Genomic DNA, 26,634 nt, shown 5'->3' with positions numbered 1-26,634 from the left:
TGAGATATATGGAAGTAACATTAGAGCAAGTAGATAAAGTTAAAGAAAGAACAGGAGTATCTTATGCAGAAGCCAAAAGTGCTTTAGAACTTACAAATGGTGATGTATTAGATGCTATAATTCTTTTAGAGGAAAAAGCTAAAGAGAATTATGAAAGTGGGATTGGAGCGGAAAAAAGTACTGGAGGTACTTGTAATAATACAGAAACAATATCAGAGCTTAAGGCTTGGCTTAAAGACTTAATAAACAAAGGGAATATATCAAGAATAAAAGTATCTAAAGATGGCGATACAATCGTTGATGTGCCTGTAAATGCTGGTATAGCAGCAGCTGTTATAGCTGTTATAATTCCTCCGATTTTAGCCTTTGTAGTTGTTGCAGCAGTAGTAACAAAGGTAACTATAGAAATAACAAAAGCAGATGGTACTGTAGAAATTGTAAATAAATATATATCTAAAGCTGTTAATGATGCAAAAGAAAAAGCTTCAGATATAGCTGATGTAGTTAAAGATAAAGTATCAGAAGTAAATGTTGATGCATTTAAGAAACATGACAATAATACATCTACGAAAGAAAGTGAAACTAATACGTTTGTATATACTGTGAAATTTGAAGAGGAAGAAAAAGGAAGTAATTAAGAGATAAATAGGGGTATAGTTTCAATAAATAGAAAAAATAGGGAATAATCAGCTGATTTGACTAATTTTTCAGAAAATTAAGTATAGTCAAAATTTGATAAAATGTTATAATTATACTGTAAATATCAAATAAATCTAAATTGTCTGAATATTCCCTAAAAAGTCGAAAAGAGGGGTAACGTGAAATTAACGTCAAGACAAGAAGAGATAATTAGATTAGTTAAAGAAGGACAGCCTGTCACAAGTGAAGCTTTAGCAAGTAAATTAGGAGTTACTAGAGCTGCATTAAGGGCTGATTTAGCTATCTTAACTATGATAGGGATATTAGATGCTAGACCTAAGGTTGGTTATGTATACGTAGGACGAAAGTTAAATAGTGATATATTAGATAACTTATCTAATATTAAAGCTGAAACTATAATGTCTAAACCAGCTACGGTAAATGAATCAACAACGGTATATGATGCAATTGTGTTCTTATTTTTAAATGATATAGGTACGATATTCGTTGAAAATAATGATATTTTAGTAGGAGCTGTTTCGAGAAAAGATTTTTTAAAGATTGCTATAGGAGGAACAGATATACATAAGGTTCCAGTAGGAGTTATTATGACTAGAATGCCAAATATAATCTATGGTTTTCAAGAAGACAGTGCATATTCATTAGCAAAGAAAATAATAGAACATGAAATTGACAGTATACCAATAGTAGAAAAAATTGAAGAAGATTCAAAAGAAAAAGACAAGTATAAAATTGTGGGTAAAATATCTAAGACAAATATTACAAAGTTATTTGTAAAGCTTGGGGAAAGTAATTAGGGTAACAAAAAACGGGTATAAAACAAAAAAATAACGGGTATAAAACAAAAAAATAACGGGTATAAAAAATATGGTATAAAAACAATAAAATTTATAAAATTAGTTAGCTACGGAGCCAAGCTTCGATAGTATATATATTTATAATTGTATTGAACGGAGGAGTATTGAGATGGAGAAAAAGAAGTATGTTTACCTTTTCAGTGAAGGCGATGAAACAATGAAAAACCTTCTTGGAGGTAAAGGAGCAAATTTAGCAGAAATGACTAAACTAGGGATCCCAGTGCCACAAGGATTTATAGTAACAACAGAAGCTTGTAACAAGTATTATGAAGATGGTAAGAAAATATCAGATGCAATAATAGAAGAAATACAAGAAAATATTAAAAAGCTTGAAGAAACTACTGGAAAAGAATTTGGAAGCTTAGAGAATCCATTATTAGTTTCAGTAAGATCAGGGGCTAGAGTTTCTATGCCAGGTATGATGGATACAATATTAAACCTTGGGTTAAATGATACTTCAGTTGAAGTTATGGCAAAGCTTACAAACAATCCAAGATTTGCATATGATTCATATAGAAGATTTATTCAAATGTTCTCAGATGTTGTTATGGGAGTTGAAAAGAGATTATTTGAAAATCTTATCGATGAGATGAAGGAAGCTAGAGGTGTTCACTTTGACACTGACCTAACAGCAGATGATTTAAAAGAATTAGTTGGTAAATATAAAGAGTTATATAAAAAGGAAAAAGGTGAAGATTTCATCCAAGATCCTAAAAAGCAATTAATTGAAGCTGTTACTGCAGTATTTAGATCATGGGATAACCCAAGAGCTATAGTTTATAGAAGATTAAACGATATTCCAGGTGAATGGGGAACAGCAGTAAACGTTCAACAAATGGTATTTGGTAATAAGGGAGAAACTTCAGGAACTGGGGTTGCATTCTCAAGAAATGCTGCTACTGGGGAAAAAGAAATTTATGGTGAATACTTAATGAATGCACAAGGTGAAGACGTTGTTGCAGGTATAAGGACACCACTTCCAATAGCTAAATTAGAAGAGCAAAACCCAGCTATATATAAACAATTCATGGATATAGTTCATACATTAGAAAATCACTACAGAGATATGCAAGATATGGAGTTCACTATAGAAGAAGGTGTTTTATACTTCCTTCAAACTAGAAATGGTAAAAGAACTGCTCAAGCTGCATTAAAGATAGCTGTTGATTTAGTTGAAGAAGGAATGTTAACTAAAGAACAAGCTATCCTAAAAGTAGAGCCAAAGCAATTAGACTCTTTACTACATCCTACATTCGATACTGCTGAAATAAAGAAATCTACAGCAATAGCTAAGGGCTTGCCAGCATCACCAGGTGCAGCATGTGGTAAGATATCATTTACTGCAGAGGAAGCTAAAGAAAGAGCTGCAGCAGGGGAAAAAGTAGTTTTAGTAAGACTTGAGACTTCACCAGAAGATATCGAAGGTATGATAGCAGCAGAAGGTATTCTAACAGTAAGAGGTGGAATGACTTCTCATGCAGCAGTTGTCGCAAGAGGAATGGGAACTTGCTGTGTTGCTGGATGTGGAACTTTAAAGGTTAATGAAGAAGAAAAAACTTTAGAAGTAGACGGAAAAGTTTATACTACTGAAGATTATATTTCAATAGATGGTTCAACTGGTAATGTTTATGGAGAAGCTATAGATACAGTTACTCCTGAAATATCTGGACATTTTGCTACATTTATGGCATGGGCAGATGAAATAAGAGCATTAAAGATAAGAACTAATGCAGATTCTCCAAGAGATACTAAGCAAGCAGTTGAATTTGGAGCTGAAGGTATAGGTCTTTGTAGAACAGAGCACATGTTCTTTGCTGAAGATAGAATAATGGCAGTTAGAGAAATGATCGTAGCTAAGAATGAAGAAGAAAGAAGAGCTGCACTTGAAAAATTACTTCCAATGCAAAGAGAAGACTTTATTGGAATATATGAAGAGTTAGAGGAAAGACCAGCTACAATAAGATTCTTAGATCCACCACTACATGAGTTCTTACCTCATACTGATGAGGAAATAGAAGAGCTTGCTAAGACTATGGGATTAACTTTTGAGGAGTTAAAGAACACTGTTGAAAGCTTACATGAGTTCAATCCAATGATGGGTCATAGAGGTTGTAGATTAGCTGTATCTTATCCAGAAATAGCTGAAATGCAAACAAGAGCTGTAATAGAAGCTGCTATAGAAGTTAAGAAGAATAAAGGATACAATATTGTTCCAGAAATAATGATTCCACTTGTTGGAGATATTAAAGAATTAAAGTTTGTTAAAGATATAGTTGTAAGAACAGCTGAAACAGTTATGGAAGAAAAGGAAACTAAACTTGATTACCTAGTAGGTACAATGATAGAAATTCCAAGGGCAGCTGTAACTGCTGATGAAATAGCTAAAGAAGCAGAATTCTTCTCATTTGGTACAAATGACTTAACTCAAATGACATTTGGATTCTCAAGAGATGATGCTGCTAAGTTCTTAAATGATTACTATGAAAGAAAAGTATATGAGCAAGATCCATTTGCTAAATTAGATCAAAATGGTGTTGGTCAATTAGTAAAGATGGCAGCTGAAAAAGGTAGAGCAACAAGACCAAATATTAAATTAGGTATCTGTGGAGAACACGGTGGAGATCCATCTTCAATAGAATTCTGCCACAATGTAGGATTAAACTACGTATCTTGTTCACCATTTAGAGTTCCAGTTGCTAGATTAGCTGCAGCTCAAGCTCAAGTTAAAAATCCAAGATAGTTAATATAAAAAAAAGGAAGTGGAGACACTTCCTTTTTAAAATTTAACGTTGTAGTACTTTTCTAAAATTATAATCATATTATTTACATATTCTAATTGGTTAGCAGTTCTTTCAAGTCCTTTCTCTAAGAGCGTAACAAAAGATTTTTTATTACATTTCTTTATGTTTTTATAGTAATCTCTAGAGATTTTCCAATATTTTTGTGGAAAGGCTAAATAGGCTAATATATATTTAAAATCTGAAGAAGTAAGAGTGTTTTCCTTAAGATAACTATTTAAGACATCTATAGTTATCTGTACATCCCAGTTTGTAGTTGGCCTTTTTAGCAATCGTCTTAAAAAATAAGATATATCATATGAACTATAATCATATTTACATTTATCAAAATCTATAATAAAAACATTATCTTTATCATCTATAATTATATTTTTGTTTACATAGTCTCCGTGACACAAAGATGTAGATAAATCAGAAGAATCTATAGTGGACGAAATTTCCAAGGACAATTTAGCTAAATCTAGATTATAATCAAGATTGTTCAAATAAATATTAGAAAATCTATCTTTTATATTATTTGCGTAATTAGCATTCTCTAAGAGTTGATTAAAGTGTTTACTTGTAGATAAATGAAAATCTTCAAGTCCTTCTCTTTTAGTACTACCTTCTATGGGAAAAAAGTTTTTTGAGACTTTATGTATTTTACCAAGTGTTTGACAAGAAAGATTTATGTGAGTAGAATTATCAAAGTCACATTTATCACCAGCAACCCACGGTGTTAATATAAAAATCATGTTGTTGAACAGTACAAATCTGGAGTTGTTTTTTGAAGGTAGTAATCTAGGAACATTTAAATTATTTCTGTATAACCACTCCATAGCAGAATACACAAAAAGCAAGCTTTCCTCATTATAATAAACTTTTTTTAAACAGTAGGAATTTCTTTCTGTTTCTATTTTAAAGACTGCTCTTTGTTTATCTGTATCTTTAAATTTAACCATAGATACAGATGCATTTTCTAATGAAAAAAGAGGTAATATATATTTTTTTATATTAGTTAAAGACAAGCCATCGTTATTAAATAAAAGTTTCTCAGAAGCCATAGAAATATCTCCTTATCTTAGTTTAATAATATATAATATTAGTTTTATTTTACAAATATACATAAGGTAGTGGTAGATTTCATATATTATTTAAATGTAGAGATTAAATAAAGGATTTTTGAGAAAAATATAGAATAAATATACTTGAGGTGAGTTAAATGGATATAAGAGAGAAAATAGAAAAATTTGAAAGCTTGACATTAGCTAAACAGGCTATATTAAGTGTAGATAGTTTAGGAAGAGAGGTTTTTGAAGAAAAAGATCCAATTAGAACTTGTTTTATGGTAGATCGAGATAGAATTATTCACTCAAAATCATTTAGGAGACTAAAACATAAGACACAGGTTTATATTAAAACTTTTGGTGATCATTATAGAACAAGGTTAACTCATACTCTAGAAGTGGCTCAAATAGGGAGAACTATAGGTGTTGGAATAGGGCTAAATGAAATTCTTATTGAAGCTATAGCTTTAGGTCATGATTTAGGTCATGTTGCATTTGCTCATAATGGAGAAGAAGTTTTATCTGAGTTCTTAGAAGGTGGATTTAGGCATAATGAGCAAAGTGTAAGAGTTGTTAAAAAATTAGAAAGAGACGGACGAGGTCTTAACTTAACTCATGAAGTTATAGATGGGATATTAAATCATAGTGGTCTAAGTGAGGGAATAAATAAAGCTAAAACTTTAGAAGGTAGAATTGTTCAATACAGTGATAAGATTGCCTATTTAAATCATGATATAGATGATTCTATAAGAGCAAAGTTATTAAGTGAAGATGATTTACCTAAGGAGGTAATAAATGTTTTAGGAAAATCTCATTCAGAAAGAATAGAAGTGTTAATATCGGATATGATAAAAGAAACTATAACAAACTTAGAGAATGATATCTATGAAGTAGGTCAAAGTAATGAAGTAAAAGAAGCAATGGTGGAACTAAGAAAATTTATGTTTGCTAATATATATTTAGGTGATGTTCTTAAAGTTGAAAGAGATAAAGCAAAATTTATATTACATCAGTTATTGGAATATTATTGTAAACATGAGGAAAAACTACCAGAGTTATATAGAAAAATTGCTAGCGAAGAAGGCTTAAAAAGAGCTGTAGCAGATTATATAGCTGGTATGAGTGATGATTATTGTATAGGTATATTTAATGAGTTATTTGTACCAAAGTTTGTTATCTTTTAAAAATGTTGTATAATTTTAATTTTTTGGGCAGAATAAAATTTGTAAAATAAAAAAGGATTTTTAAAATTAAAATAGAATTATAAATTAGAATAACGACAAAATATTAGTAATTTATTTTTAATATTAAATTTTTATATTAAAAAAAGAAGGATTTTAACTTTAAATGTCGAATTTCATACAAAGTAATTAATAAAATTTATTAGGTAAGGAGGGAGTCTCCTTGCAGATTTCAGAAGAGATTCTAGAAAGAATTAAAAATGAGAATGATATTGTTGAGGTGATTTCGGAGACTGTAAGGCTTAAAAGGTCTGGAAGAAATTTTATGGGATTATGTCCATTTCATAATGAAAAGTCACCTTCATTTTCTGTCTCGCAAGATAAGCAGATATATAAATGCTTTGGATGTGGAGAAGCAGGGAATGTAATAAGCTTCGTTATGAAGAATAGAAACATGTCATTTTTAGATGCTGTAAAATATTTAGCTGCTAGAGCGAATATTACATTAGAACTCCAAAATGAAAAAAAGGATAAGAGATTACAAAAAAAAGAATTATTATATAGAGTAAATCTAGAAGCGGGGAAATTCTTTTTTTCTAATTTGATGAGTAATAATACTGCAAAGGAATATTTCTTAAACAGAGGCATCAAACTAGAAACTATTAGAAGTTTTGGATTAGGTTATGCCAATAATAGTTGGAATAGCCTTATGAATCATTTAAAACGAAAAAACATATCTGAACAGCTAATGATCGAGGCAGGATTACTTTCTGTAAACCCTGAAAAAAATAGGAAATATGATAGATTTAGAAATCGAGTTATGTTTCCAGTATTTGATTATAGAGGTAAGGTAATAGGATTTGGTGGAAGAGTATTAGATGATTCAAAGCCTAAGTATTTAAATTCTCCAGAAACATTGATTTTTCAAAAAGGTACTAATTTGTACGGCTTAAATTTTGCTTTAAAGCATAATATGAAAGAGAGATATTTTATCATTGTTGAAGGATATATGGATTTAATTACGTTACATCAATATGGTATAACAAATGTTGTAGCATCTTTAGGTACAGCTCTTACTATTAATCAAGCAAGACTTCTTAAGAGATATGCAGATAAGGTAGTAATATCTTATGATGCGGATATAGCTGGACAAATGGCAACTATGAGAGGACTTGAGATTTTAAGGACAGCTGGCTTTGATGTTAGAGTATTATCAATACCACAAGGGAAAGATCCTGATGAATTTGTGAGAAGTAATGGCAAAGAGGCATTTTTAAAATTAATTAATTCTGCAGCACCTTTAATAGACTATAGACTTAAAAAGGCTGAAGAAGGAATAGATTTTAAAAATAGTCAATCAAGTATTTTATATGCTAAAAAGGTCATGGATATATTATCGGATTTAGATCCACTAGAAAAGGATGTTTATGTAAAAAAAGCTTCAGAAAATACTGGAATTAAGGAGCAAATTTTATATGATATGCTAAGTAAGCGGATTAATGATAGCAATGATGGAAATAATATGAATAACAAGGAAGAAAGTGGAACAAAATTATATATAGAGCCTGGATTTTTGAAGGCTGAAAGATCTTTGTTGAAGCTTATCTTAGAAAATAATGAATATTTAGACATTATAGAAGAAAAGTTAGATGAAAATGACCTAGTATTGCCAGAACATAAATTAATTTTCACTATTATTAAAAGAGCTAAAGGGGAAAATAAAGATAATGTAGTATCTTTTATTGAGTCTCAGCTTAATAATACGGAAAGTATAAAAGAATTTATAAAAATTAAAGATATTAATTTGTTTTATGTTGAAGATATAAAAGGATTAATAGAGGATTATATCAATGAAATTACTAATTATAAATTGAAACAAAGGATAGAAGAGTTGAAAAAACAACAAAAAATTCTTGAAAATCAAGGGAAGATTGAAGAATCTATATCATTAGCTATTGAGTTAGCTAAAATTAGTAAAGAACTTAAAAGAAGAAAATTGAATTAGGATAATGTACTGGAAGGAGGTAATTAAGTAGTGGAAGAAAAGACTAAAGCAGCTTCAAATAAGAAGAAAGACGTCCAAGATAGAAATGGAAAGATGTCTATAGTAAAGAACCTACTTGATAAAGGAAAAAAGGCAGGGGTATTAACATACAAAGAGATAATGGATGAAATAGACCATGTTGATTTAGAACCTGAACAAATTGAAAAAATTTATGAGGTTCTTGAATCGATGGGAATAGAAGTTCAAGGTCAAGCAGTGGAGGCTGAGATTGTAGAAGAAGAATTAGATCTTACTATACCAGAAGGTATTGCTATAGATGACCCTGTTAGAATGTATCTAAAGGAAATAGGTAAGGTTCCTCTTCTTTCATCAGAAGAAGAGATGGAACTTGCAAAAAGAATAGAAGAAGGGGACCAATATGCTAAGAAAAAATTGGCAGAGGCGAACCTTAGACTAGTTGTAAGTATAGCTAAAAGATATGTAGGAAGAGGTATGCTTTTCTTAGACTTAATTCAAGAAGGGAACCTTGGACTAATTAAAGCTGTAGAGAAATTTGATTTCCGTAAAGGCTTTAAGTTTTCAACGTATGCTACTTGGTGGATTAGGCAAGCGATAACAAGAGCTATAGCAGACCAAGCTAGAACAATAAGAATTCCAGTTCATATGGTTGAAACAATAAATAAACTTATAAGAGTACAAAGGCAATTACTTCAAGAACTTGGAAGAGATCCATATCCAGAAGAAATATCAAAGGTTATGGACTTACCAGTTGATAAGGTAAGAGAGATACAAAAAATTGCTCAAGAGCCAGTTTCATTAGAAACACCAATAGGTGAAGAGGAAGATTCACATTTAGGTGATTTTATACCAGATGATGATGCACCAGCACCAGCAGAAGCTGCTGCATTTACAATGTTAAAGGAACAATTAATAAATGTTCTAGATACATTAACACCAAGAGAAGAAAAGGTACTAAGACTTAGATTTGGATTAGATGATGGTAGAGCAAGAACTCTTGAAGAAGTAGGTAAAGAGTTTAATGTTACTAGAGAAAGAATAAGACAGATTGAAGCTAAGGCTTTAAGAAAACTTAGACATCCTTCAAGAAGCAAAAAGCTTAAGGATTACTTAGACTAGTGAAATAGCACCTAAAACCGGTGCTATTTTATTGGTTAAATTTATAAGAAATAAAATTCGAAAAATAACATAATTTATATTTAAAGAAGTTAAGATATTAGAAGTTTCCTAATGTTTTAACTTCTTACTAGATTAAGGATTAAAAGCTAATATTTACAAAAAATAGAGCGCAGAGGTAATAATAATGGATAAAAGTAAAAGAATTGAATTTATAGTATCAAATCTAGAAAAGGTAACTACATTAGCAGATATAGGAACAGACCATGGATATGTACCACTACTTGCTTTAAGAAATGAACTATGCGAGAAGGCTATAGCTTGTGACATAAATAAAGAGCCATTAGCAAAAGGAAAACTAAATGCTATTTTAGAGGGAATAGATGATAAAATAGAGTTTAGATTAGGAAATGGATTTGAACCTTTAAACATTAATGAAGTAGAAGAGGTTGTAATAGCTGGAATGGGAGGAAATCTTATTAGAGATATAATTCAGAAAGATTTAAATAAAGTAGCTTCATGCAACTACTTAGTACTTATTCCAGCACAAAATCCAGAGGTTTTAAGAGAATATCTTTATAAAAATGATTTTGAAATAATTAAAGAAGATTTATGTTTTGATGAAGGTATTTATTATGAACTATTCAAGGTGAGAAAAGCTGAAGGTCAGGCAACAGAACTAGATAGCATATACTATGAAATAAGTCCAATGTTATTAAGAAGTAAACATCCATTAATGAAAGAGTATATTGATTATAAAATAGATGAATACAACAGGATTCTAGGTTTTATTACAGATGATAGTGAGTCAGCAATAAAGAGAAAAGCTGAAGTTTCTGAAAAAATAGAGATAATAAGTAGAATGAAAAAATATTTATAGGTGATAATATGAAAAAGGTAAAAGAAATTATAGAGGTTATGGAAACCTTAGCTCCTACTTTTTTAAAAGAAGATTTTGATAATGTAGGTCTTATGGTAGGAGATAGAGAAAAGGAAGTAAAAAAAGTTTTAGTAGCATTAGATTGTACATTGAAAGTAGTTCAAGAAGCAAAAGATAATAATGTAGATTTAATAATAACTCATCATCCTCTTATTTTTAGACGCCCTAATAATATAACTACTGATACTCTTCAAGGTAAAAAAATAATTGAGCTTATAAAAAATAATATCAGTCTTTATTCAAGCCATACTAATTTAGATTCTGCAAAAAAAGGGTTAAATGATAGTATACCAGGTTTGTTAGGATATGACACATCAGAGATTCTAGAGACTAATAAAAGAGATTCGGAAGCAGGTCTTGGAAGGTTAGTTAAATTAGAGAAAGCTACTACATTAGAGGATATTATTAATAAGGTTAAGGCTACCTTTAATATTAATAATTTAAGAGTAGTTAAAGGAAAAGATGAAGTAAATAAGATTGCTATTATTAATGGAAGTGGGCAAGATTTTATAGGAAGAGCCATAAGTAAGGGTGCTGATTGTATTATAACAGGTGATACTACATATCATTTTGCTTCAGACTATAAAGAGATGGGAATAAATATAATTGATGCTGGTCATTTTGCTTCAGAACAAATTGTATTCTTTAATGTAATGAAAAATATTATAGATAAATTTAATGATGTAGAATTTATATTATCAAAGGTTGAAGAAGATCCATATACATTTTTATAAATTATATTAATTACGTAAAATTTAAAATTGTAGTAATAAGATAAATAGGTAAAGACATATTATAAACTATAGTAATTAGTAAGGTTGGTATTATGTCGAAGAAAACTGATTGGGGAAAAGTATTTAGGGAGACTGTTAATGATATAATATGTGCTATTAAGACGCCATCAGCTAAGCCAAGGCAACCAAGTTGTCCAAATCCAGCGGCAAGGTTATGTATATTTGTGCTTATTGGAATAACACTATTATTTTCAGGAATAGGTATCTATAGTTGGATAATTCTAATCATGTTGTTCATAATTCTATATTTTGTTTAAAAAAACTATTTGTCAGAATTGAATATGTGTGATATTATATTTCTTGCGAGTGGTACATGCAATCGCTGCTAGCTCTAGAAGCTAGGAGAGGAAAGTCGGAGCTCCATAGGGCGATGGTGCTGGTTAACGGCCAGTCAAGGTGACTTGAAGGATAGTGCAACAGAGATATACCGCCAGAAGGCTTTTAGCCTGAGTTCACTTAGTGACTGGTAAGGATGGAAAGGCGAGGTAAGAGCTCACCAGCATGGTGGTGACATCATGGCTATGTAAACCCCACCTGGAGCAAGACCGAGATGTAGCATATGGGTGGCCCGTCCCGCTACGTGGTGTGTCGCTTGAGCTTACTGGCAACAGTAAGCCTAGATAGATGATTGCTTAATACAGAACTCCGCTTACGGACTATCTCGCAACCGTGATGAACACTAGGTTTACGCCTAGTGTTTTTCTTTTGTTGCAATAAAAGAAAAACAATTATATTAGTACTATATAATTTCAAAATGATTATAAATAAGGAAGGTAATACTTAAAAATATTATATAATTCAGAAAAAATATAGTTTTTACAATAAAAGTTAAGAAAATTTATAGTGAAATTATAAATATATTTAACGAAATGAATAAAAATAACAAAGATGTTTAAAAGTAATGATTATTTTGTAGCAATTTGCTATAATGTGATAAATGATTTCTTTTGGGTTAGGTGAGTTATGAAAAAAAATATAAAAAAAGTTATAGGTTTATTATTTTTATTTATTTGTGTATTTAGTAATAATGTATACTCATCAAATAAGTATGGTAATATTAATTTTCAAAGTATAACAATAGATGACGGATTATCACAATCATTAGCAGAGTATATATATCAAGATAGTTTAGGATATATATGGATAGGAACTAATGATGGATTAAATAGATATAATGGAAATGAGTTTAAGGTATATAAAAATATAAAAAATGATGAAAATACTATTAGTAATAATATGATTAGCTCATTAGTTGAAGATAGTGATAAAAATTTGTGGATAGGTACAGATGGTGGCTTAAATAAAATGAACTTAAATACTGGTGAGATAACTAGATATTTAGTTTCTGAAGAGGACAAGCTATACTCTAATACTGTTGTAGATGAATTACTAATTGATTCTAAGGGTAGACTTTGGGTATGTACTATTAACGGTCTTAATTTATATGATAGTGAAAATGATAATTTTATTAAAGTAGCATCTGATTATCTAGAGAATAAGGGAATTCAGGATATTATTGAAGATGGTGAAGGAAATATTTGGGTGTCTACAAGAGATGGTTTGTTTAAATATAATCATGAAAAAAAATCTGTTGAAAGTTTCTATCATGATGAAAATGATAAAAATACGATAAGTGAAAATAATATTTTTTCTCTTCATTATAGTAATAATGAATTATGGATTGGGACTAAAACTGGTGGACTAAATATTATGAATCTAAAAGATTATAGTATTAAAAAATATGTTCATGATTCTAATAATCCTAAATCAATACCAAGTAATCTTATAAGAGACATAATAAGAGATAAAGACGGAAATATATGGTTAGCTACAGATCAAGGGTTAGCTTCATTTGATGAGAAGAATGAAACTTTTTATACATATAAAAAGAACACAGACAAGTATAGTATATGTGATGATAATGTTATTAATTTATATCAAGATAATTTAGGAGTAATTTGGGTAGGAACATTTGGTGGAGTAAGTAAGTTCTTTCCTAATAATGATTTTAGGGTATATAGAAATGATCCTACAGATAATAACTCATTAAGTAGTAGTAGTGTATGTGGTATATATGAGGATGATGAAGGAAATGTTTGGATTGGAACATTTAATGCAGGAGTAAATAAAGTTAGCGAAAATGAAGTAACTAGGTTTTTTAATGATGTCAATGAGTCTAACAGTTTAAGTAGTAATAGGATAAAAGACATAACAGGAATAGGAAATGAAATTTGGATAGCTACAGATAATGGATTAAATAAATATGATAAAGCTACAGGAAGGTTTACTGTATATAAGAAAACAGAAGATGAGAATAGTGTAATAAACAATGAAATAAGAGTTTTACATATTGATAAAGATGGCATTCTATGGATAGGAACTAGAGGGGGAATATCTACATTAGATAGACAAGGAAAGTTTACTTCGTATAATGAAGTTTTAGAGAAGAATGGAGTATATGAGAAAACGGTAAGTGCAATTTACGAAGATAGTGAGGGGATAATGTGGTTTGGCCTTGGAAATGATGGCGGGCTTGTAAAATATAATAAAGAAACTGGAGAGGTTAAGAATTATTTAAGCGATGATAATAAAAATTCTTTAAGTTTTAATAATGTAAGATCTATATCGGAAGATAGTAGCGGAAATATATGGATAGGGACTCAAGATGGGTTAAACAAACTAAATAAGAATACAGAAGAATTTACAGTATATTTATATAATGATGGATTATCTAATAGCTTTATTTATGGAGTGTTAGTAGATGATTATGATAATATTTGGGCTACAACTAATTATGGACTATCAATGTATGATCAGAGTGAAGATAAATTTGTAAGGTACTATGAAGCAGATGGACTTGCTACCAATGAGTTTAATGGATTCTCATATCATAAAAATAAAAATGGTGAAATTTATGTAGGAGGAGTAAATGGAGTAACTAAATTTAATCCATTAGAACTTCAACTTAAAATGGGTACAAGCAATGTGATTGTAGATAGTATAAAAACAAGTGGTGGAACGGAAGTTACTTTAAGAGACAATGTTGTTTTAGAGTATGATTCAAGAGAGTTATATATAAAGTTCTTTATTCCAGAGTATAAAAATATGAGTCAAATGCAGTATGCTTATAAATTAGAGGGTATGGATAGTGAATGGGAATTTTCAGGTACTGAAAATTATGCAAGATATGCAAATCTTCCACCAGGAAAATATAAAATGCTTATGGCAGGAAGAAATTATAATGGTGTTTGGTCTGATGTTTCGAGTGTAGATATAAAGGTTAAAAACTCAATTTTTAAGACTCCTGTTGCATATTATATATATATATTTATATTGTTTGGAATAATATATTTCTTTTATAATCAGGTAAAGATTTTAGATTCTCTAGTAACTCAAAGAACTCAAGAGTTAAATAATAAGCTTCATGAAAATAAGAAGCTGTATAAGAGACTTATAGAAGCAGAGCAGTACAAAAATAATTATTTTGTAAACTTATCTCATGAGCTTAGGACACCGTTAAATGTAATTTTATCGATAGAGCAATTAATAAGGTCTTTAGTTAAATCAGGAAAGAGAATAGATAATGAAAAGATGGAAGGATATATGAATACTTTGGGAGGAAACTCAAAGAGGCTCTTAAATCTTATAAATAATATTATAGATACATCTAAAATAGATTCAGGATCATATAAGCTAAACAAAGAAGAGACTGACATAGTTTCTCTTGTAGAAGATACAGCATTATCTATGGTTGAACTTGCAAGATCAAAAGGGATAGAGTTAATTGTTGATCCAGAAATAGAAGAGTTAACTATAAGTTGTGATAAGTTAGATATTGAAAGATGCATAGTTAATTTGATTGGAAATGCCATAAAATTTACAGAATCAGAAGGTACTATAACTGTTGCTGTTGATGAGTTGGAAGATAAGGTTAGAATATCTGTTAAAGATACAGGTGTCGGAATAGATGAGAAATATCATAAGAGTATTTTTGATAGATTTGGGCAAGTGTATGATGTTTCATCAGAAGATTTTGGAGGAAGTGGATTGGGATTAACATTAACTAGAAATTTAATTAATCTTCATGGAGGAGAGATTAAGGTATTTAGTAAAGTTGGAGAAGGTAGTGAATTTATTATATTATTACCTATTGAATAGTAGGTAGAATATATGGATTAAGTAAAACGAGAATGAGAGAATAACATTTACAGGGTATGTAGATGTTATTCTTTTTTGTAAACTTTAATAATTTTATGTGCCTTGAACATACTAAAAGGGAGTATTTAGTGTAGGAAGTAAAAAATTATGATACCGATATAGAGATGCTTTAAGGAAAATTGATAAGTTAAATACTAACAGGGCTTTGAATATTAGAGCATATAAAAGAGATAGCGGGATAATAATACAAAAATAATATGATGGTTATAGTTTATATGTAGGTAGTTTTGAAAAAGAGATATTTATCTTAATTAGAAATAATGAATTGAAAAGTTTTTGAATGTAGTGGAGAGAAAAGCTTTTTAGTGTAATATTAGTACATTCACTATAATTAGGAATAAATAAATATATTAAATCTAGAATTTCTAAATAAGTATTGTAAAAATAAAAATAATAAGCTATTATTAAAATATAAAAAAGTGCATATAAAATATACATTAAAATGGAGGATATAATATGAGTTTATTTTTAGGGAAAATACATTATTGGTTATTTAATAAAATACAATGGTTTGAAATTTTAGAGGAAGATATTATAGAGGTAGCAAAAGAAGAGGGTATATATACAGATGAAATAAGAGATAAAATAAATAAAAGGTATGGAGAAAAGTTACCTAATAAACCTCTAGAAGATATGATTGATACTGGAAATATTCATGGATGGTTACAATCTAAAATAAATTCAGCTGAAGGAAGAATGGCAGCATGGATTTCAGAGATAATAAATAATTCAGAAAAGGGAATAAATAAAATAGAAAGAGTTTATATAAACCAAGGAATAAAGGCTGCTAGGGAGGTAGTAGCAGAAGGAAAAAGCTTTGAAAAGGCAGAAGAATTATATAATTTAATGAATGATTATATTTTAGATGGAATGCCTTGTGATAGAGTTAATGAAATAATTGACTCCTCAGAAGAAATGATTAAATGGACTAGAAGAATTTGCGTACATAAAGATATTTGGAATGCAGAAAATATTGATGTTAAATATTTTTATGATTTTAGAGGATTATGGATAAAAGCTTTTATAAGTGAGTTAAATAAAGACTTTGAATACATAGAAATAGATAATGGCACAAGAGTAATAAGAAAAGCCTAATGGAGGATAATATTATGATAACTAAAACAGATATAATAGCAGATGTATTAAAGAAGAATAAAAATGCAGAAGAAATTTTAAGGAATTTTGGTATGGGATGTTTAGGATGTCCGTCAGCGTCTATGGAAAGCTTGGAAGATGCTTGTAATATTCATGGATTAGATCTTGATGAGGTACTAAAAAAATTAAATGAATAAATAAGTAGTAAAAATCACCTTGAAAAAGAGGTGATTTTTTTGTTTTCCTATAAATTTATAATAAACCTTAGAATTTCGATAGAAGAGTTAAGAATTTTGTATGGAGTATATAAAGAGGACAAACTATAATTTAAAATGTAAACATTAACAAAGAGAGAATTTAGTGTGGAGGGATAAGAATGAAAAAGGTTAAAAAGTTAGTTGCATTAGCTGTTGCATCAATAATGGTTATGGGAGTATTAACAGGATGTGGATCATCAAATGAATCTTCAGATAAGGGTGGAGAAAATACAACAACTGAAACTGGAGATCAAGATACAGCAGAAAAAACAATAAAGGTTGGGGTGTGTTTATATAAATTTGATGATACTTATATATCAACAGTCCGTCAAAATTTAACTAAAATTCAAGAAGAAAATAAGGGGAAAGTTGAATTTGAGTTCTTTGATGGAAAAGGTGACCAATCTGTACAAAATGATATGATTGATACATTACTTCAAAAGAATTATGATCTTTTAATGGTAAATTTAGTTGATATAGGTGCTGGACAAACCGTTGTAGATAAGATAAAAACTTCAGGAGTTCCTGTTGTATTATTTAACAGAGAACCATCTGTAGATGTAATTAAGTCTTATGAAGATGCTGTATTTGTTGGAACTAATGCATCAGAAGCTGGTGTAATGCAAGGTAAGATATTAAGCGATTTATGGAATGCAAATAAAGATGCTATAGATAAAAATAAAGATGGTGTAATGCAATATGTTATGTTCCAAGGGGAACCAGATAATCCAGAGGCAGTTGCTAGAACTAAATATTCAGTAGAAACTATTGAAGAAGCTAGTATAAAGACTGAAAAATTAGAGCTTCAACCATGTAACTGGCAACAAGACCTAGCACAAACTACAATGGAAGCTTGGCTTGCAAATCATGGAGATAAAATAGAAGTTGTAATAGCAAATAATGACGGGATGGCATTAGGAGCTGTGGCTGCGCTACAAAATCAAGGATATAACAAAGGTGATGAATCTAAGTTTATACCAGTTGTTGGAGTTGATGCTGTAGATGCTGCTAAAGATTATATAGAAAAAGGATATATGACAGGTTCAGTATTACAAGATGCTGAAGGTATGGCAAAGGCACTTTATGAAATAGGAATGAATTTAGCTCAAGATAAGAGTGCTATCGATGGAACTTCATATGAATTTGATGATACAGGAGTTTCAGTAAGAATTCCTTACCAACCATATGTAAAATAGAATTTAAAATATTAAAGCTGCATGGCGTTTAATCGCTATGCAGTTGCAATAAATAAGAAGAGTGGTGAGAGACAATGGCAGAAGTAAAATACATACTTGAGATGATGAATATAAGTAAGAGCTTCCCAGGTGTAAAAGCTTTAGACGGAGTACAGTTAAAAGTTAGACCAGGAAGTGTACATGCATTGATGGGAGAAAATGGTGCAGGTAAATCTACTCTAATGAAATGCCTTTTTGGTGTTTATATAGAAGATGATGGGGAAATTTATCTTGATGGACAAAAAGTTAAGTTTTCAAATCCTAAGCAAGCCATGGATAATGGTGTTGCAATGGTTCATCAAGAGTTAAATCAAGTATTGCAAAGAGATGTAATGGACAATATTTGGCTTGGTAGATATCCAGGTAAGAATGGTGTTATTGATTCGAAAAAAATGCTTGAGGAAACTGAAAAAGTTTTTAAAGAGCTAGATATAGATGTTAATCCTAAGATAAAGATGGCTAAGCTATCAGTATCACAAAGACAAATGGTTGAAATTGCAAAAGCCGTTTCATATAACGCTAAGGTTTTAGTATTAGATGAACCTACGTCTTCATTAACTAAGCAAGAGGTAGATCATTTATTTAGAATAATAAATAAGCTTCGAGATAGAGGTTGCGGAATAATATATATATCACATAAAATGGAAGAAATTTTAGAAATATCAGATGATGTTACTATCATGAGAGATGGTAAATGGGTAGATACTTTGAGTGCTAATAATCTTACAACAGATAAGATTATAAAGCTTATGGTAGGACGTGACTTAACAAATCGTTTTCCTCCTAAAACCAATAAACCGGCTGATGTAATAATGGAGGTTAACAATTTAACAGGAACTTACGAACCAGCAGTAAAGAATGTTTCTTTCAAATTGAAAAAAGGAGAAATTTTAGGAGTAGCAGGTTTAGTAGGTTCAAGAAGAACAGAGCTTCTAGAAACAATCTTTGGAATTAGACATCATAGTGAAGGTGATATAAAACTACATGGTAAAGCTGTTGATAATAAAGATTCAAGGATAGCTATAAAAAATGGTTTTGCGTTGTTAACTGAAGAACGTAGAGCGAATGGTATCTTTGGAGGATTAGATATAAAGTTTAATAGTATAATTGCCAATATTGATAATTATTCAAAATTTGGGGTTTTAAATGATAAGAAAATGAATGAAGATACTAAGTGGACTATTGATAGTATGCGAGTTAAGACTCCTGGTCAAAAAACACTTATAAAGACTTTATCAGGTGGAAATCAACAAAAAGTAATTATAGGAAGATGGCTTTTAACAAAACCGGAAGTGTTACTTTTAGATGAACCTACAAGAGGAATTGATGTTGGAGCTAAATATGAAATATATCAATTAATAATTGATTTAGCAAATAAGGGTAAGGGAGTTATAGTAGTTTCTTCAGAAATGCCTGAACTACTAGGTATTTGTGATAGAATTCTTGTAATGTCAAATGGTAGGTTAGCAGGTGAAGGTAAACCGGAAGACTTAACACAAGAAAAGATTATGGCTTTAGCGGCAAAATATATTTAGGATTGAGGTGTAACTTATGGAAAAAGCTAAATTAAACAAACAGTCATTAGAAAATTTCTTTTTAAATTACGCATTATATATAGTTTTATTTATAATGATTTTATTCTTTATAGTAAAAGAACCATCGTTTTTATCAGTAAAAAACTTTACTAATATATTAACTCAAGCATCTACTCGTGGAATAATGGCACTTGGAGTAGCTGGACTTATAGTATTACAAGGAACAGACCTTTCAGCAGGACGTATATTAGGCTTAACTGCTGTTATATCAGCGTCATTATTACAATCAACTACTTATGCATCTAGAATGTATCCAGATTTAAAAGCATTACCACTAATTATTCCTTTTATTGTAGCTATGGTAGTAGGAGGAATCTTTGGAGCTATAAATGGATTTGGAGTAGCAAAGCTTAAGCTACATGCATTTATAATTACATTAGGAACACAACTTATAGCTTATGGTATAACTTGTATTTATGTAGATAGACCACCACTAGGAGCTCAACCAGTTGCTAACTTAGATGAAAGATATAGTAACTTTGTAAATGGTTCTTTAAGCATTGGTTCAGTAGATATACCATACTTAATATTCTATTTAGCAATAGCAGCTATTATTATGTGGTTTATATGGAATAAGACTAAGCTAGGTAAAAATATGTTTGCTATAGGTGGAAATCCAGAGGCAGCTGCAGTTTCTGGTGTTAATATTGTAAAGAATATGATGATAATATTCATAATAGCAGGAGCACTTTATGGAGTTGCAGGATTCTTAGAAGCAGCAAGAGCTGGATCAACATCAACAATGACAGGATTTAACTATGAGCTTGACGCTATATCAGCTTGCGTTGTTGGAGGGGTATCTTTCTCAGGCGGTGTTGGAACAATACCAGGAGTTTTAATCGGTGCAGTTTTATTACAAGTAATAAACTATGGTTTAAACTTCGTAGGAGTAAATGCTTATTGGCAATATATTATAAGAGGATTAATAATTATTATTGCGGTATCACTTGACGTAAGAAAATATTTAGCTAAAAAATAATTTAATATAGAAAGACATATAAAAACTAAAATTAAGGAGGCAAGTTAATGGAGACAGAAGAAATAAAAAATAATGAAGAAAAGAAAACCGTTAGAGATACTCTATATGGAAGAATAGATGTCTCAGTTAATACAATGGATAAAGTAATAGCTGGACTTATGATAGCTCTTGTTGCTTCAATAATTTTAGGAGTTATAATATAACATTAAAGATCCCTAGTGGTATAGAAAATTTCTCTATATCGCTAGGGATTTTTTTGTGCAAAAAAAACTGTAATGTGATATATTATAATATATGTAATATTATGGTGAAAGTATTTGGACAATTAAATTCATATTTGCAAGGGAGGAGATTCTTATGAGTTTATATACTATTATGGTAGTTGATGATGAAGAAGAGATAAGACTTGGAATAATAAAGAAAATACAGTGGGAAGAGTATGGATTTAAGGTTATAGGTGATGCAGAAAATGGACAAGAGGCATTAGAAAAAGCAGAAAAACTTAGACCTGATATAGTTATGACAGATATTAAGATGCCATTTATGGATGGATTAGAATTAGGAAGAGAATTAACTAAAAAAATGCCTGAGAGTAAAATTATTATATTTTCAGGTTCAGATGATTTTGAATATGCTCAAAAAGCTATAAAGATTAATGTTATTGAGTATGTATTAAAACCAATAAATTCAAATGAATTAATAGAAATATTAAAAAGATTAAAAGTTAAATTAGATAAAGAATATGATGAAAAAATAAATTTAGAAAGCCTTCATAATCATTATTTAGAAAGTTTGCCAATCTTAAGGGAACAGTTTTTAGCTTCTGTAATAGAGGGAAGACAAAATAAAGCAAGTTTTATAAGTGAATGTGATAAATTAGGGGTAGATTTAAAATGTAAACATTTAGCTGTATCTATAATTGAGGCGGAAAATGAAGAAGATAATTGTTCGAATTTAGAAAATAGAGAAGAGCATATTATTAATATTAGTATAAAAAAACTATTAGAAGAAGAAATAAATAAATATTGTAGAACTACATCATTTATTTACTATGGTAAAGTAATTGGTGTTTCACTATTTGATAAAAGAGAAGATATTAAATTATTAATTGAAGGATTAACTAATTTTTCGAATATTTATAAAAAAATTCTTGGAATAAAGGTTTCAATAGGGTTAGGGAATATAGTTAATAGTCCGTATGAGTTAAACAGATCTTATATTGGAGCTCAAGATGCGGTAAATTACAAATTCTTATTTGGAACAGGAAAGGTAATTTATATTGGGGATGTAGAGCCTGATAAATATGTAGAATTAAAATTTACGGAGCAAGATGAACGTAAGCTATTAGATACAATAAAAGTTGCAGAAGAAAGTGCAATTGAAGAATTAATAAGTAAATTATTTAAAAAAACTGAAGAGGTAGTACTGGATTTGGACAAGTATAAAATTTATTTGTTAGAGATAAATATAGCAATGATTAAACTTATCCAAAGTTATAATTTAGATATAAGTGATATTTATGGAGAAGGCTTTAATCCTTATAGTATAGTTGAGGATTTTAATTCTTTAGAGGAAGCAAAAAAATGGGTTACTGATAAAGCTATAAAGATTAATTTAAATATAGGAAAAGAGAGAATGAACTCATCCAAATTACTAGTAGAAAAGGCTAAAGATTATATAAATAACAATTTTGCTGATTATGATTTATCTGTAGAGAAGTTGTGTGACTATCTTCATGTAAGTCCAACTTACTTTTCTACTATATTTAAAAGAGAAACTGAAATGAATTTTGTAAATTATCTTACTTCAATACGATTAGAAGAAGCTTTAAGACTATTAAAGACAACAGATGACAAGACATATATAATTGCTGCAAAAGTAGGATATCAAGAAGCAAACTATTTTAGTTATGTATTTAAAAGAAAGTATGGAATTGCTCCATCTAGGTATAGAAGGAATTAAAATATGAAAAGAATTTTAAACTTTCTATTAGAAAAAATAAGAGATAGATATGATCATGCTAGTATTAGGTACATTATTTCATTCTCATTTACTGTTGTTGCAGTAGTAGGGATGCTAATTGTCGGAGTATCATTTTATTTGAAGTCTATACACACAACAGAAACTATGGTTTTAGAAAATAATAAGGCGATGATAGAACAAGTAAATTTGAACTTAGATAGTTATTTACGTAATATGATGAAAGTATCTGATGGAATATATTATAACGTAATAAAAAGAAAAGATTTGGCAACTGAAAATATAGATAAAGAAATGGATCTCCTATATGAAACTAATAAAAGTTCGCTTGTTAGTATTTGTTTGTTTTCTGAATATGGAGAAGTAATAGCAGCATCACCTATTGCTCAATTAAAAAGTTCTATAGATCCAAGAAATAGTGAATGGTTTATTAGCGCAGTAGATAGAAGAGAAAATTTGCATTTTTCCACTCCTCATGTACAGAATTTATTTGTAGATAACAACTATAAATATAGGTGGGTAGTTTCATTAAGCAGATCTGTAGAGCTTACTTATGATGGAAAGATAGTTCCAGGAGTTTTACTGGTTGATATGAACTTTAGTGGGATTGAACAAATATGTAAAAATATAGATATGGGTAAGTCAGGATATGTTTATCTCATAGATGGAAATGGTGAGATAATATATCATCCTAGGCAACAACTAATTTATTCAAATTTAATTCAAGAAAATACAAAGGAAAGTGCTACTTATGAAGATGGAAATCATATTGAAGAGTTCTTAGGTGAAAAAAGAATAATAACTGTAAAAACAGTAGGATATACAGGATGGAAAATAGTTGGGGTAAAACCAATGAATGAACTTTCAAAAAATTATATTCAAGTTGGCATATTCGCTATTTTTATATTGATTGCAGTAATTTTTATTCTTGTAGCAGTTAATATCTTTGTATCAACTAGAATTACAAGTCCTATAAGGTCTTTAGAGAAGTCAGTAAATGACTTAGAAAATGGTATAATGGATGTAGATATTTCTATAAAAGGGTCTCCAGAAATAAAGCATTTAGGCAAAGCTATAAAATCAATGGTTAAAAATATGAGAAAGCTTATGGACGATATAGTCGTTGAGCAAGAAGCTAAAAGAAAAAGCGAATTAAACGCCTTACAAGCGCAAATTAACCCACATTTTTTATATAATACTTTGGATTCAATTATATGGATGATTGAAAATGAGAAATACGATGGTGCTGTAGTTATGGTTACTGCACTAGCAAGGCTTTTTAGAATAAGTTTAAGCAAGGGAAAAAATATAATATCTTTAAGAGATGAGTTAGAACATGCTAAAAACTACCTAACTATACAAAATATAAGGTATAAGAATAGATTTGATTATTATATTGAAGCAGATGAATCTATATTAGATTTAGCATGTATAAAGCTAGTAATTCAGCCGCTGATTGAAAATGCTATATATCATGGTATGGAATTCATGTATGGAGATGGAGAAATAGTAGTAAAAGCATACACAAAAAATAAAACCCTATACATAGATATAATCGATAATGGATTAGGAATGACGGAGGAGGCTGTAAATAAACTGCTTACTAATGAGAGCAACTCGAAAAAAGGTTCTGGTATAGGATTGAGAAATGTTAACGAAAGAATAAAGCTTTATTTTGGAATTGATTATGGATTAGATATATATAGTGAGCCTGATGAAGGAACAACTATTAGAATTCGTATGCCTAAAATAACTTATAGTGAATATTTATTGAAGGAGGAAAATAGATGAGAGTAAGAAAAAAACAGTACTTAATACTTGCAATATTGATTTCAAGTCTATTTTTCTTAATTATATTAAGTAAGAATTTTATCTATGAAGAGGATAATAAGGTGTATAGAATTTCAGTTATTATACGAGGAAAAAATAGTGAGAGTTGGATGATAACAAAAGAGGGGATTGACCAAGCCGCACTTGATATGAATGTAGATATAAGCTTTATTACTTTATCAGAGGAAAATAATCTAGAAGAACAAGAAAAATTAATAAAAAGGGAGATAGATGATGGTGTTGATGCTCTTATAATTGCACCTGTTGATTCAGAAAAGATGTCGAATGCTATAAAAAGTGCTAAAGAAAAGGTACCAGTTGTTTTAATAGACTCAACAATTCAAGGAATGAAGCAAATTCCTTATGTTTCTTGTGATAATTATTTATTAGGAAAAAGCTTGGCAGATGAGGTAATACGATCAGGCAATTATAGGAAAAATATTGCTATTATTAATAGCGATACAAGCTATAGTAGTATAGGAGATAGGTATAGAGGGTTTGAGGAAGTAATTAAAGAAAGCAAAAATAAGTATGAACTATGGGATATAAGCGGTGATACTATAAATGGCACTGAATATATCCCAAAAATGGTTAAAGAGAAAAATATAGATATACTAGTCGCTCTAGAGCCATCTACCCTGGAAGTATTAGCTCAAGCTAAAAAGGAATTAATCTTAGGATATGAAGAGGCTAATAATATAGAAATATATGGGGTAGGTAGTACTAGTAAGATAATAGCTTTGCTGGAGGAACATGTAATAAACTCTATTATAGTACAGAATGAATTTAATGTAGGCTATTTATGTGTACAAGCAGCTGTAGATCTTATAAAAGGTGAAAAAATAAATAATAAAAATATTGATTTTTCAGTTATATCAAATATAAATATGTATTCGGATGAAAATCAAAGATTGTTATTTCCGTTTGTTAGATAGTATTATTATATACAATTATGAGGGGGAATTAATATGGGGAAAATGAGGGTATCGTCTACGTTTGTAGCTATTATATTTATGGTTAATTATTTGGTTGGTTGTACAAATAATAATGAAGTTTATAACAACGTAGAGGAAATTAAAATTGGGGTAACAGTATATAAAGAAGATGATAAGTTTATATCAACAATAACCAATAATATATTAGAGTTAGCTAAAAAGAAAGAGAAAGAGGAAAATGTAAAAATAACAATAGATATATTAGATGCGAAAGAGAATTTGGCAAATCAATGTAATCAAGTTGATAAATTTATTTTAAATAATTATGATGTTATTTGCGTAAATATTGTTGATAGAACTTCTGCTGCAACTATAATAGATAAAGCAAAGAGTAGTAATACACCAATTATATTTTTTAATAGGGAACCAGTTGAAGAAGATATGAGAAGATGGAAGGATGTATATTATGTTGGTGCTGAAGCGGAAAAATCAGGAGAGCTTCAAGGTAGCTTAATAATTGATAAGTATACAAGTGATAAATCAGAGATAGATAAAAATGGTGATGGAAAAATACAATATGTAATGTTAGAAGGAGAACATGGACATCAAGACACAGCCATTAGAACCGAATATAGTATTAAAACAATTGTTCAAAATGGAATTGAAGTGGAAAAGCTTGCAGATGATACAGCAAATTGGGAATTTGCTCAAGCAAAGTCTAAAATGACAGGTTGGATAAAAGAATTTGGAAGTGAAATAGAGGTTGTTTTTAGTAATAATGATGATATGGCATTAGGAGCAATTGAGGCGTTGAAAGAGGCTGAAATTAATAATGTAATTGTAGTGGGAGTAGATGGTGTTACAGAGGCTTTAGAAGCAGTGAAAAATGATGAAATGTTAGGGACTGTAATTAGTAATTCTATAGCACAGGCAGAAGGGATTTTTAATATTGCATATTCAAAAGCCACAAATGGAGACTTGAGTGATGTAGAAGGACTTGAAGGTAAATATATAAAAACTAAGCATATTAAGATAGATAAGAATAATGTAGATGTATACTTAAAGTAAAAAAATGATAACTTAAGAATTTTAATA

At 29.7% G+C, this 26,634-nt stretch carries 21 protein-coding genes and 1 other RNA gene; 21 read left to right on the top strand and 1 reads right to left on the bottom strand.

What is annotated here, in order from left to right; genetic code table 11:
* Positions 1-8 precede the first annotated feature (8 nt).
* The 3 genes from H8S20_RS20150 (at position 9) to ppdK (ending at position 4,257) form a co-directional block, all read left to right on the top strand.
* Positions 9-638 carry a DUF4342 domain-containing protein gene (locus tag H8S20_RS20150; RefSeq protein WP_186861191.1) on the top strand — a complete coding sequence of 210 codons (630 nt, stop codon included), beginning with the start codon at positions 9-11 and terminating at the stop codon, positions 636-638.
* Positions 639-818: 180 nt separating this feature from the next.
* Positions 819-1,457, top strand: coding sequence for a transcriptional regulator CcpN (gene ccpN, locus H8S20_RS20145; RefSeq protein WP_032117992.1), 639 nt, complete (start codon positions 819-821; stop codon positions 1,455-1,457).
* 169 nt (positions 1,458-1,626) lie between these two features.
* Complete coding sequence (ppdK, locus tag H8S20_RS20140; RefSeq protein WP_032117993.1) at positions 1,627-4,257, top strand: pyruvate, phosphate dikinase; 2,631 nt, start codon at positions 1,627-1,629, stop codon at positions 4,255-4,257.
* Between the two features lie 36 nt (positions 4,258-4,293).
* On the opposite strand, the gene H8S20_RS20135 is transcribed toward ppdK, so the two are convergent.
* Positions 4,294-5,358 (bottom strand): CotS family spore coat protein, encoded by a 1,065-nt coding sequence (locus H8S20_RS20135; protein ID WP_032117994.1) that lies wholly within the window; start codon positions 5,356-5,358, stop codon positions 4,294-4,296.
* 158 nt (positions 5,359-5,516) lie between these two features.
* Here H8S20_RS20135 and H8S20_RS20130 point away from each other — a divergent pair, with 158 nt between their 5' ends.
* The 18 genes from H8S20_RS20130 to H8S20_RS20045 all read left to right on the top strand — a co-directional run bounded on the left by H8S20_RS20130 (position 5,517) and on the right by H8S20_RS20045 (position 26,607).
* Entirely contained in the window at positions 5,517-6,545 is a 1,029-nt protein-coding gene (locus H8S20_RS20130; protein WP_032117995.1) for a deoxyguanosinetriphosphate triphosphohydrolase, read from the top strand.
* Positions 6,546-6,765: 220 nt separating this feature from the next.
* The gene (gene dnaG / locus H8S20_RS20125) at positions 6,766-8,547 is read left to right on the top strand and encodes a DNA primase (RefSeq protein WP_186861190.1); all 1,782 of its coding nucleotides are present in this window, start codon (positions 6,766-6,768) and stop codon (positions 8,545-8,547) included.
* A gap of 30 nt (positions 8,548-8,577) precedes the next feature.
* Positions 8,578-9,684, top strand: a complete 1,107-nt coding sequence (gene rpoD, locus H8S20_RS20120) for an RNA polymerase sigma factor RpoD (RefSeq protein ID WP_032117997.1) — start codon at positions 8,578-8,580, stop codon at positions 9,682-9,684.
* A gap of 184 nt (positions 9,685-9,868) precedes the next feature.
* Positions 9,869-10,561 carry a tRNA (adenine(22)-N(1))-methyltransferase gene (locus H8S20_RS20115; RefSeq protein ID WP_032117998.1) on the top strand — a complete coding sequence of 231 codons (693 nt, stop codon included), beginning with the start codon at positions 9,869-9,871 and terminating at the stop codon, positions 10,559-10,561.
* Between the two features lie 8 nt (positions 10,562-10,569).
* On the top strand, positions 10,570-11,355 hold the full coding sequence (locus H8S20_RS20110; protein WP_032117999.1) for a Nif3-like dinuclear metal center hexameric protein: 786 nt from the start codon (positions 10,570-10,572) through the stop codon (positions 11,353-11,355).
* A gap of 92 nt (positions 11,356-11,447) precedes the next feature.
* Positions 11,448-11,672, top strand: a complete 225-nt coding sequence (locus H8S20_RS20105) for a hypothetical protein (RefSeq protein ID WP_032118000.1) — start codon at positions 11,448-11,450, stop codon at positions 11,670-11,672.
* A gap of 46 nt (positions 11,673-11,718) precedes the next feature.
* Positions 11,719-12,083: RNase P RNA component class A (gene rnpB, locus H8S20_RS20100), an RNA gene on the top strand.
* A 295-nt stretch (positions 12,084-12,378) separates the two neighbouring features.
* Positions 12,379-15,573, top strand: coding sequence for a ligand-binding sensor domain-containing protein (locus H8S20_RS20095; protein WP_186861189.1), 3,195 nt, complete (start codon positions 12,379-12,381; stop codon positions 15,571-15,573).
* 516 nt (positions 15,574-16,089) lie between these two features.
* Positions 16,090-16,728 (top strand): hypothetical protein, encoded by a 639-nt coding sequence (locus H8S20_RS20090; RefSeq protein ID WP_186861188.1) that lies wholly within the window; start codon positions 16,090-16,092, stop codon positions 16,726-16,728.
* 14 nt (positions 16,729-16,742) lie between these two features.
* Complete coding sequence (locus tag H8S20_RS20085; RefSeq protein ID WP_186861187.1) at positions 16,743-16,925, top strand: DUF1858 domain-containing protein; 183 nt, start codon at positions 16,743-16,745, stop codon at positions 16,923-16,925.
* Positions 16,926-17,104: 179 nt separating this feature from the next.
* A complete protein-coding gene (locus H8S20_RS20080; protein ID WP_032118003.1) occupies positions 17,105-18,181 on the top strand; it encodes a galactose ABC transporter substrate-binding protein in 1,077 nt (358 codons plus the stop codon).
* 74 nt (positions 18,182-18,255) lie between these two features.
* Entirely contained in the window at positions 18,256-19,755 is a 1,500-nt protein-coding gene (mglA, locus tag H8S20_RS20075; RefSeq protein ID WP_186861186.1) for a galactose/methyl galactoside ABC transporter ATP-binding protein MglA, read from the top strand.
* A 16-nt stretch (positions 19,756-19,771) separates the two neighbouring features.
* The gene (gene mglC / locus H8S20_RS20070) at positions 19,772-20,794 is read left to right on the top strand and encodes a galactose/methyl galactoside ABC transporter permease MglC (RefSeq protein ID WP_032118005.1); all 1,023 of its coding nucleotides are present in this window, start codon (positions 19,772-19,774) and stop codon (positions 20,792-20,794) included.
* Positions 20,795-20,841: 47 nt separating this feature from the next.
* Positions 20,842-20,997 carry a hypothetical protein gene (locus H8S20_RS20065; protein WP_186861185.1) on the top strand — a complete coding sequence of 52 codons (156 nt, stop codon included), beginning with the start codon at positions 20,842-20,844 and terminating at the stop codon, positions 20,995-20,997.
* 154 nt (positions 20,998-21,151) lie between these two features.
* Positions 21,152-22,756, top strand: coding sequence for a response regulator transcription factor (locus tag H8S20_RS20060; protein ID WP_186861184.1), 1,605 nt, complete (start codon positions 21,152-21,154; stop codon positions 22,754-22,756).
* A gap of 3 nt (positions 22,757-22,759) precedes the next feature.
* Entirely contained in the window at positions 22,760-24,565 is a 1,806-nt protein-coding gene (locus H8S20_RS20055) for a sensor histidine kinase (protein WP_186861183.1), read from the top strand.
* Complete coding sequence (locus H8S20_RS20050) at positions 24,562-25,539, top strand: substrate-binding domain-containing protein (RefSeq protein WP_186861182.1); 978 nt, start codon at positions 24,562-24,564, stop codon at positions 25,537-25,539. Before H8S20_RS20055 ends, H8S20_RS20050 begins: the two co-directional genes overlap by 4 nt.
* Positions 25,540-25,572: 33 nt before the next feature.
* Entirely contained in the window at positions 25,573-26,607 is a 1,035-nt protein-coding gene (locus tag H8S20_RS20045) for a galactose ABC transporter substrate-binding protein (RefSeq protein WP_032118008.1), read from the top strand.
* The last annotated feature ends 27 nt before the right edge of the window (positions 26,608-26,634 follow it).

Source organism: Clostridium hominis (assembly GCF_014287825.1).
Classification (GTDB): Bacteria; Bacillota; Clostridia; order Clostridiales; family Clostridiaceae; genus Clostridium; species Clostridium hominis.
Note: the sequence above shows the minus strand (reverse complement) of the source record. Positions and strands in the feature narration are given on the sequence as shown.

Coding starts and splice junctions, on each gene's coding strand:
- H8S20_RS20150 (WP_186861191.1), top strand. CDS start 9: ATGGAAGTAACATTAGAGCAAGTAGATAAAGTTAAAGAAAGAACAGGA.
- ppdK (WP_032117993.1), top strand. CDS start 1,627: ATGGAGAAAAAGAAGTATGTTTACCTTTTCAGTGAAGGCGATGAAACA.
- H8S20_RS20135 (WP_032117994.1), bottom strand. CDS start 5,358: ATGGCTTCTGAGAAACTTTTATTTAATAACGATGGCTTGTCTTTAACT.
- H8S20_RS20130 (WP_032117995.1), top strand. CDS start 5,517: ATGGATATAAGAGAGAAAATAGAAAAATTTGAAAGCTTGACATTAGCT.
- H8S20_RS20115 (WP_032117998.1), top strand. CDS start 9,869: ATGGATAAAAGTAAAAGAATTGAATTTATAGTATCAAATCTAGAAAAG.
- H8S20_RS20110 (WP_032117999.1), top strand. CDS start 10,570: ATGAAAAAGGTAAAAGAAATTATAGAGGTTATGGAAACCTTAGCTCCT.
- H8S20_RS20105 (WP_032118000.1), top strand. CDS start 11,448: ATGTCGAAGAAAACTGATTGGGGAAAAGTATTTAGGGAGACTGTTAAT.
- H8S20_RS20095 (WP_186861189.1), top strand. CDS start 12,379: ATGAAAAAAAATATAAAAAAAGTTATAGGTTTATTATTTTTATTTATT.
- H8S20_RS20090 (WP_186861188.1), top strand. CDS start 16,090: ATGAGTTTATTTTTAGGGAAAATACATTATTGGTTATTTAATAAAATA.
- H8S20_RS20085 (WP_186861187.1), top strand. CDS start 16,743: ATGATAACTAAAACAGATATAATAGCAGATGTATTAAAGAAGAATAAA.
- H8S20_RS20080 (WP_032118003.1), top strand. CDS start 17,105: ATGAAAAAGGTTAAAAAGTTAGTTGCATTAGCTGTTGCATCAATAATG.
- mglA (WP_186861186.1), top strand. CDS start 18,256: ATGGCAGAAGTAAAATACATACTTGAGATGATGAATATAAGTAAGAGC.
- mglC (WP_032118005.1), top strand. CDS start 19,772: ATGGAAAAAGCTAAATTAAACAAACAGTCATTAGAAAATTTCTTTTTA.
- H8S20_RS20065 (WP_186861185.1), top strand. CDS start 20,842: ATGGAGACAGAAGAAATAAAAAATAATGAAGAAAAGAAAACCGTTAGA.
- H8S20_RS20060 (WP_186861184.1), top strand. CDS start 21,152: ATGAGTTTATATACTATTATGGTAGTTGATGATGAAGAAGAGATAAGA.
- H8S20_RS20055 (WP_186861183.1), top strand. CDS start 22,760: ATGAAAAGAATTTTAAACTTTCTATTAGAAAAAATAAGAGATAGATAT.
- H8S20_RS20050 (WP_186861182.1), top strand. CDS start 24,562: ATGAGAGTAAGAAAAAAACAGTACTTAATACTTGCAATATTGATTTCA.
- H8S20_RS20045 (WP_032118008.1), top strand. CDS start 25,573: ATGGGGAAAATGAGGGTATCGTCTACGTTTGTAGCTATTATATTTATG.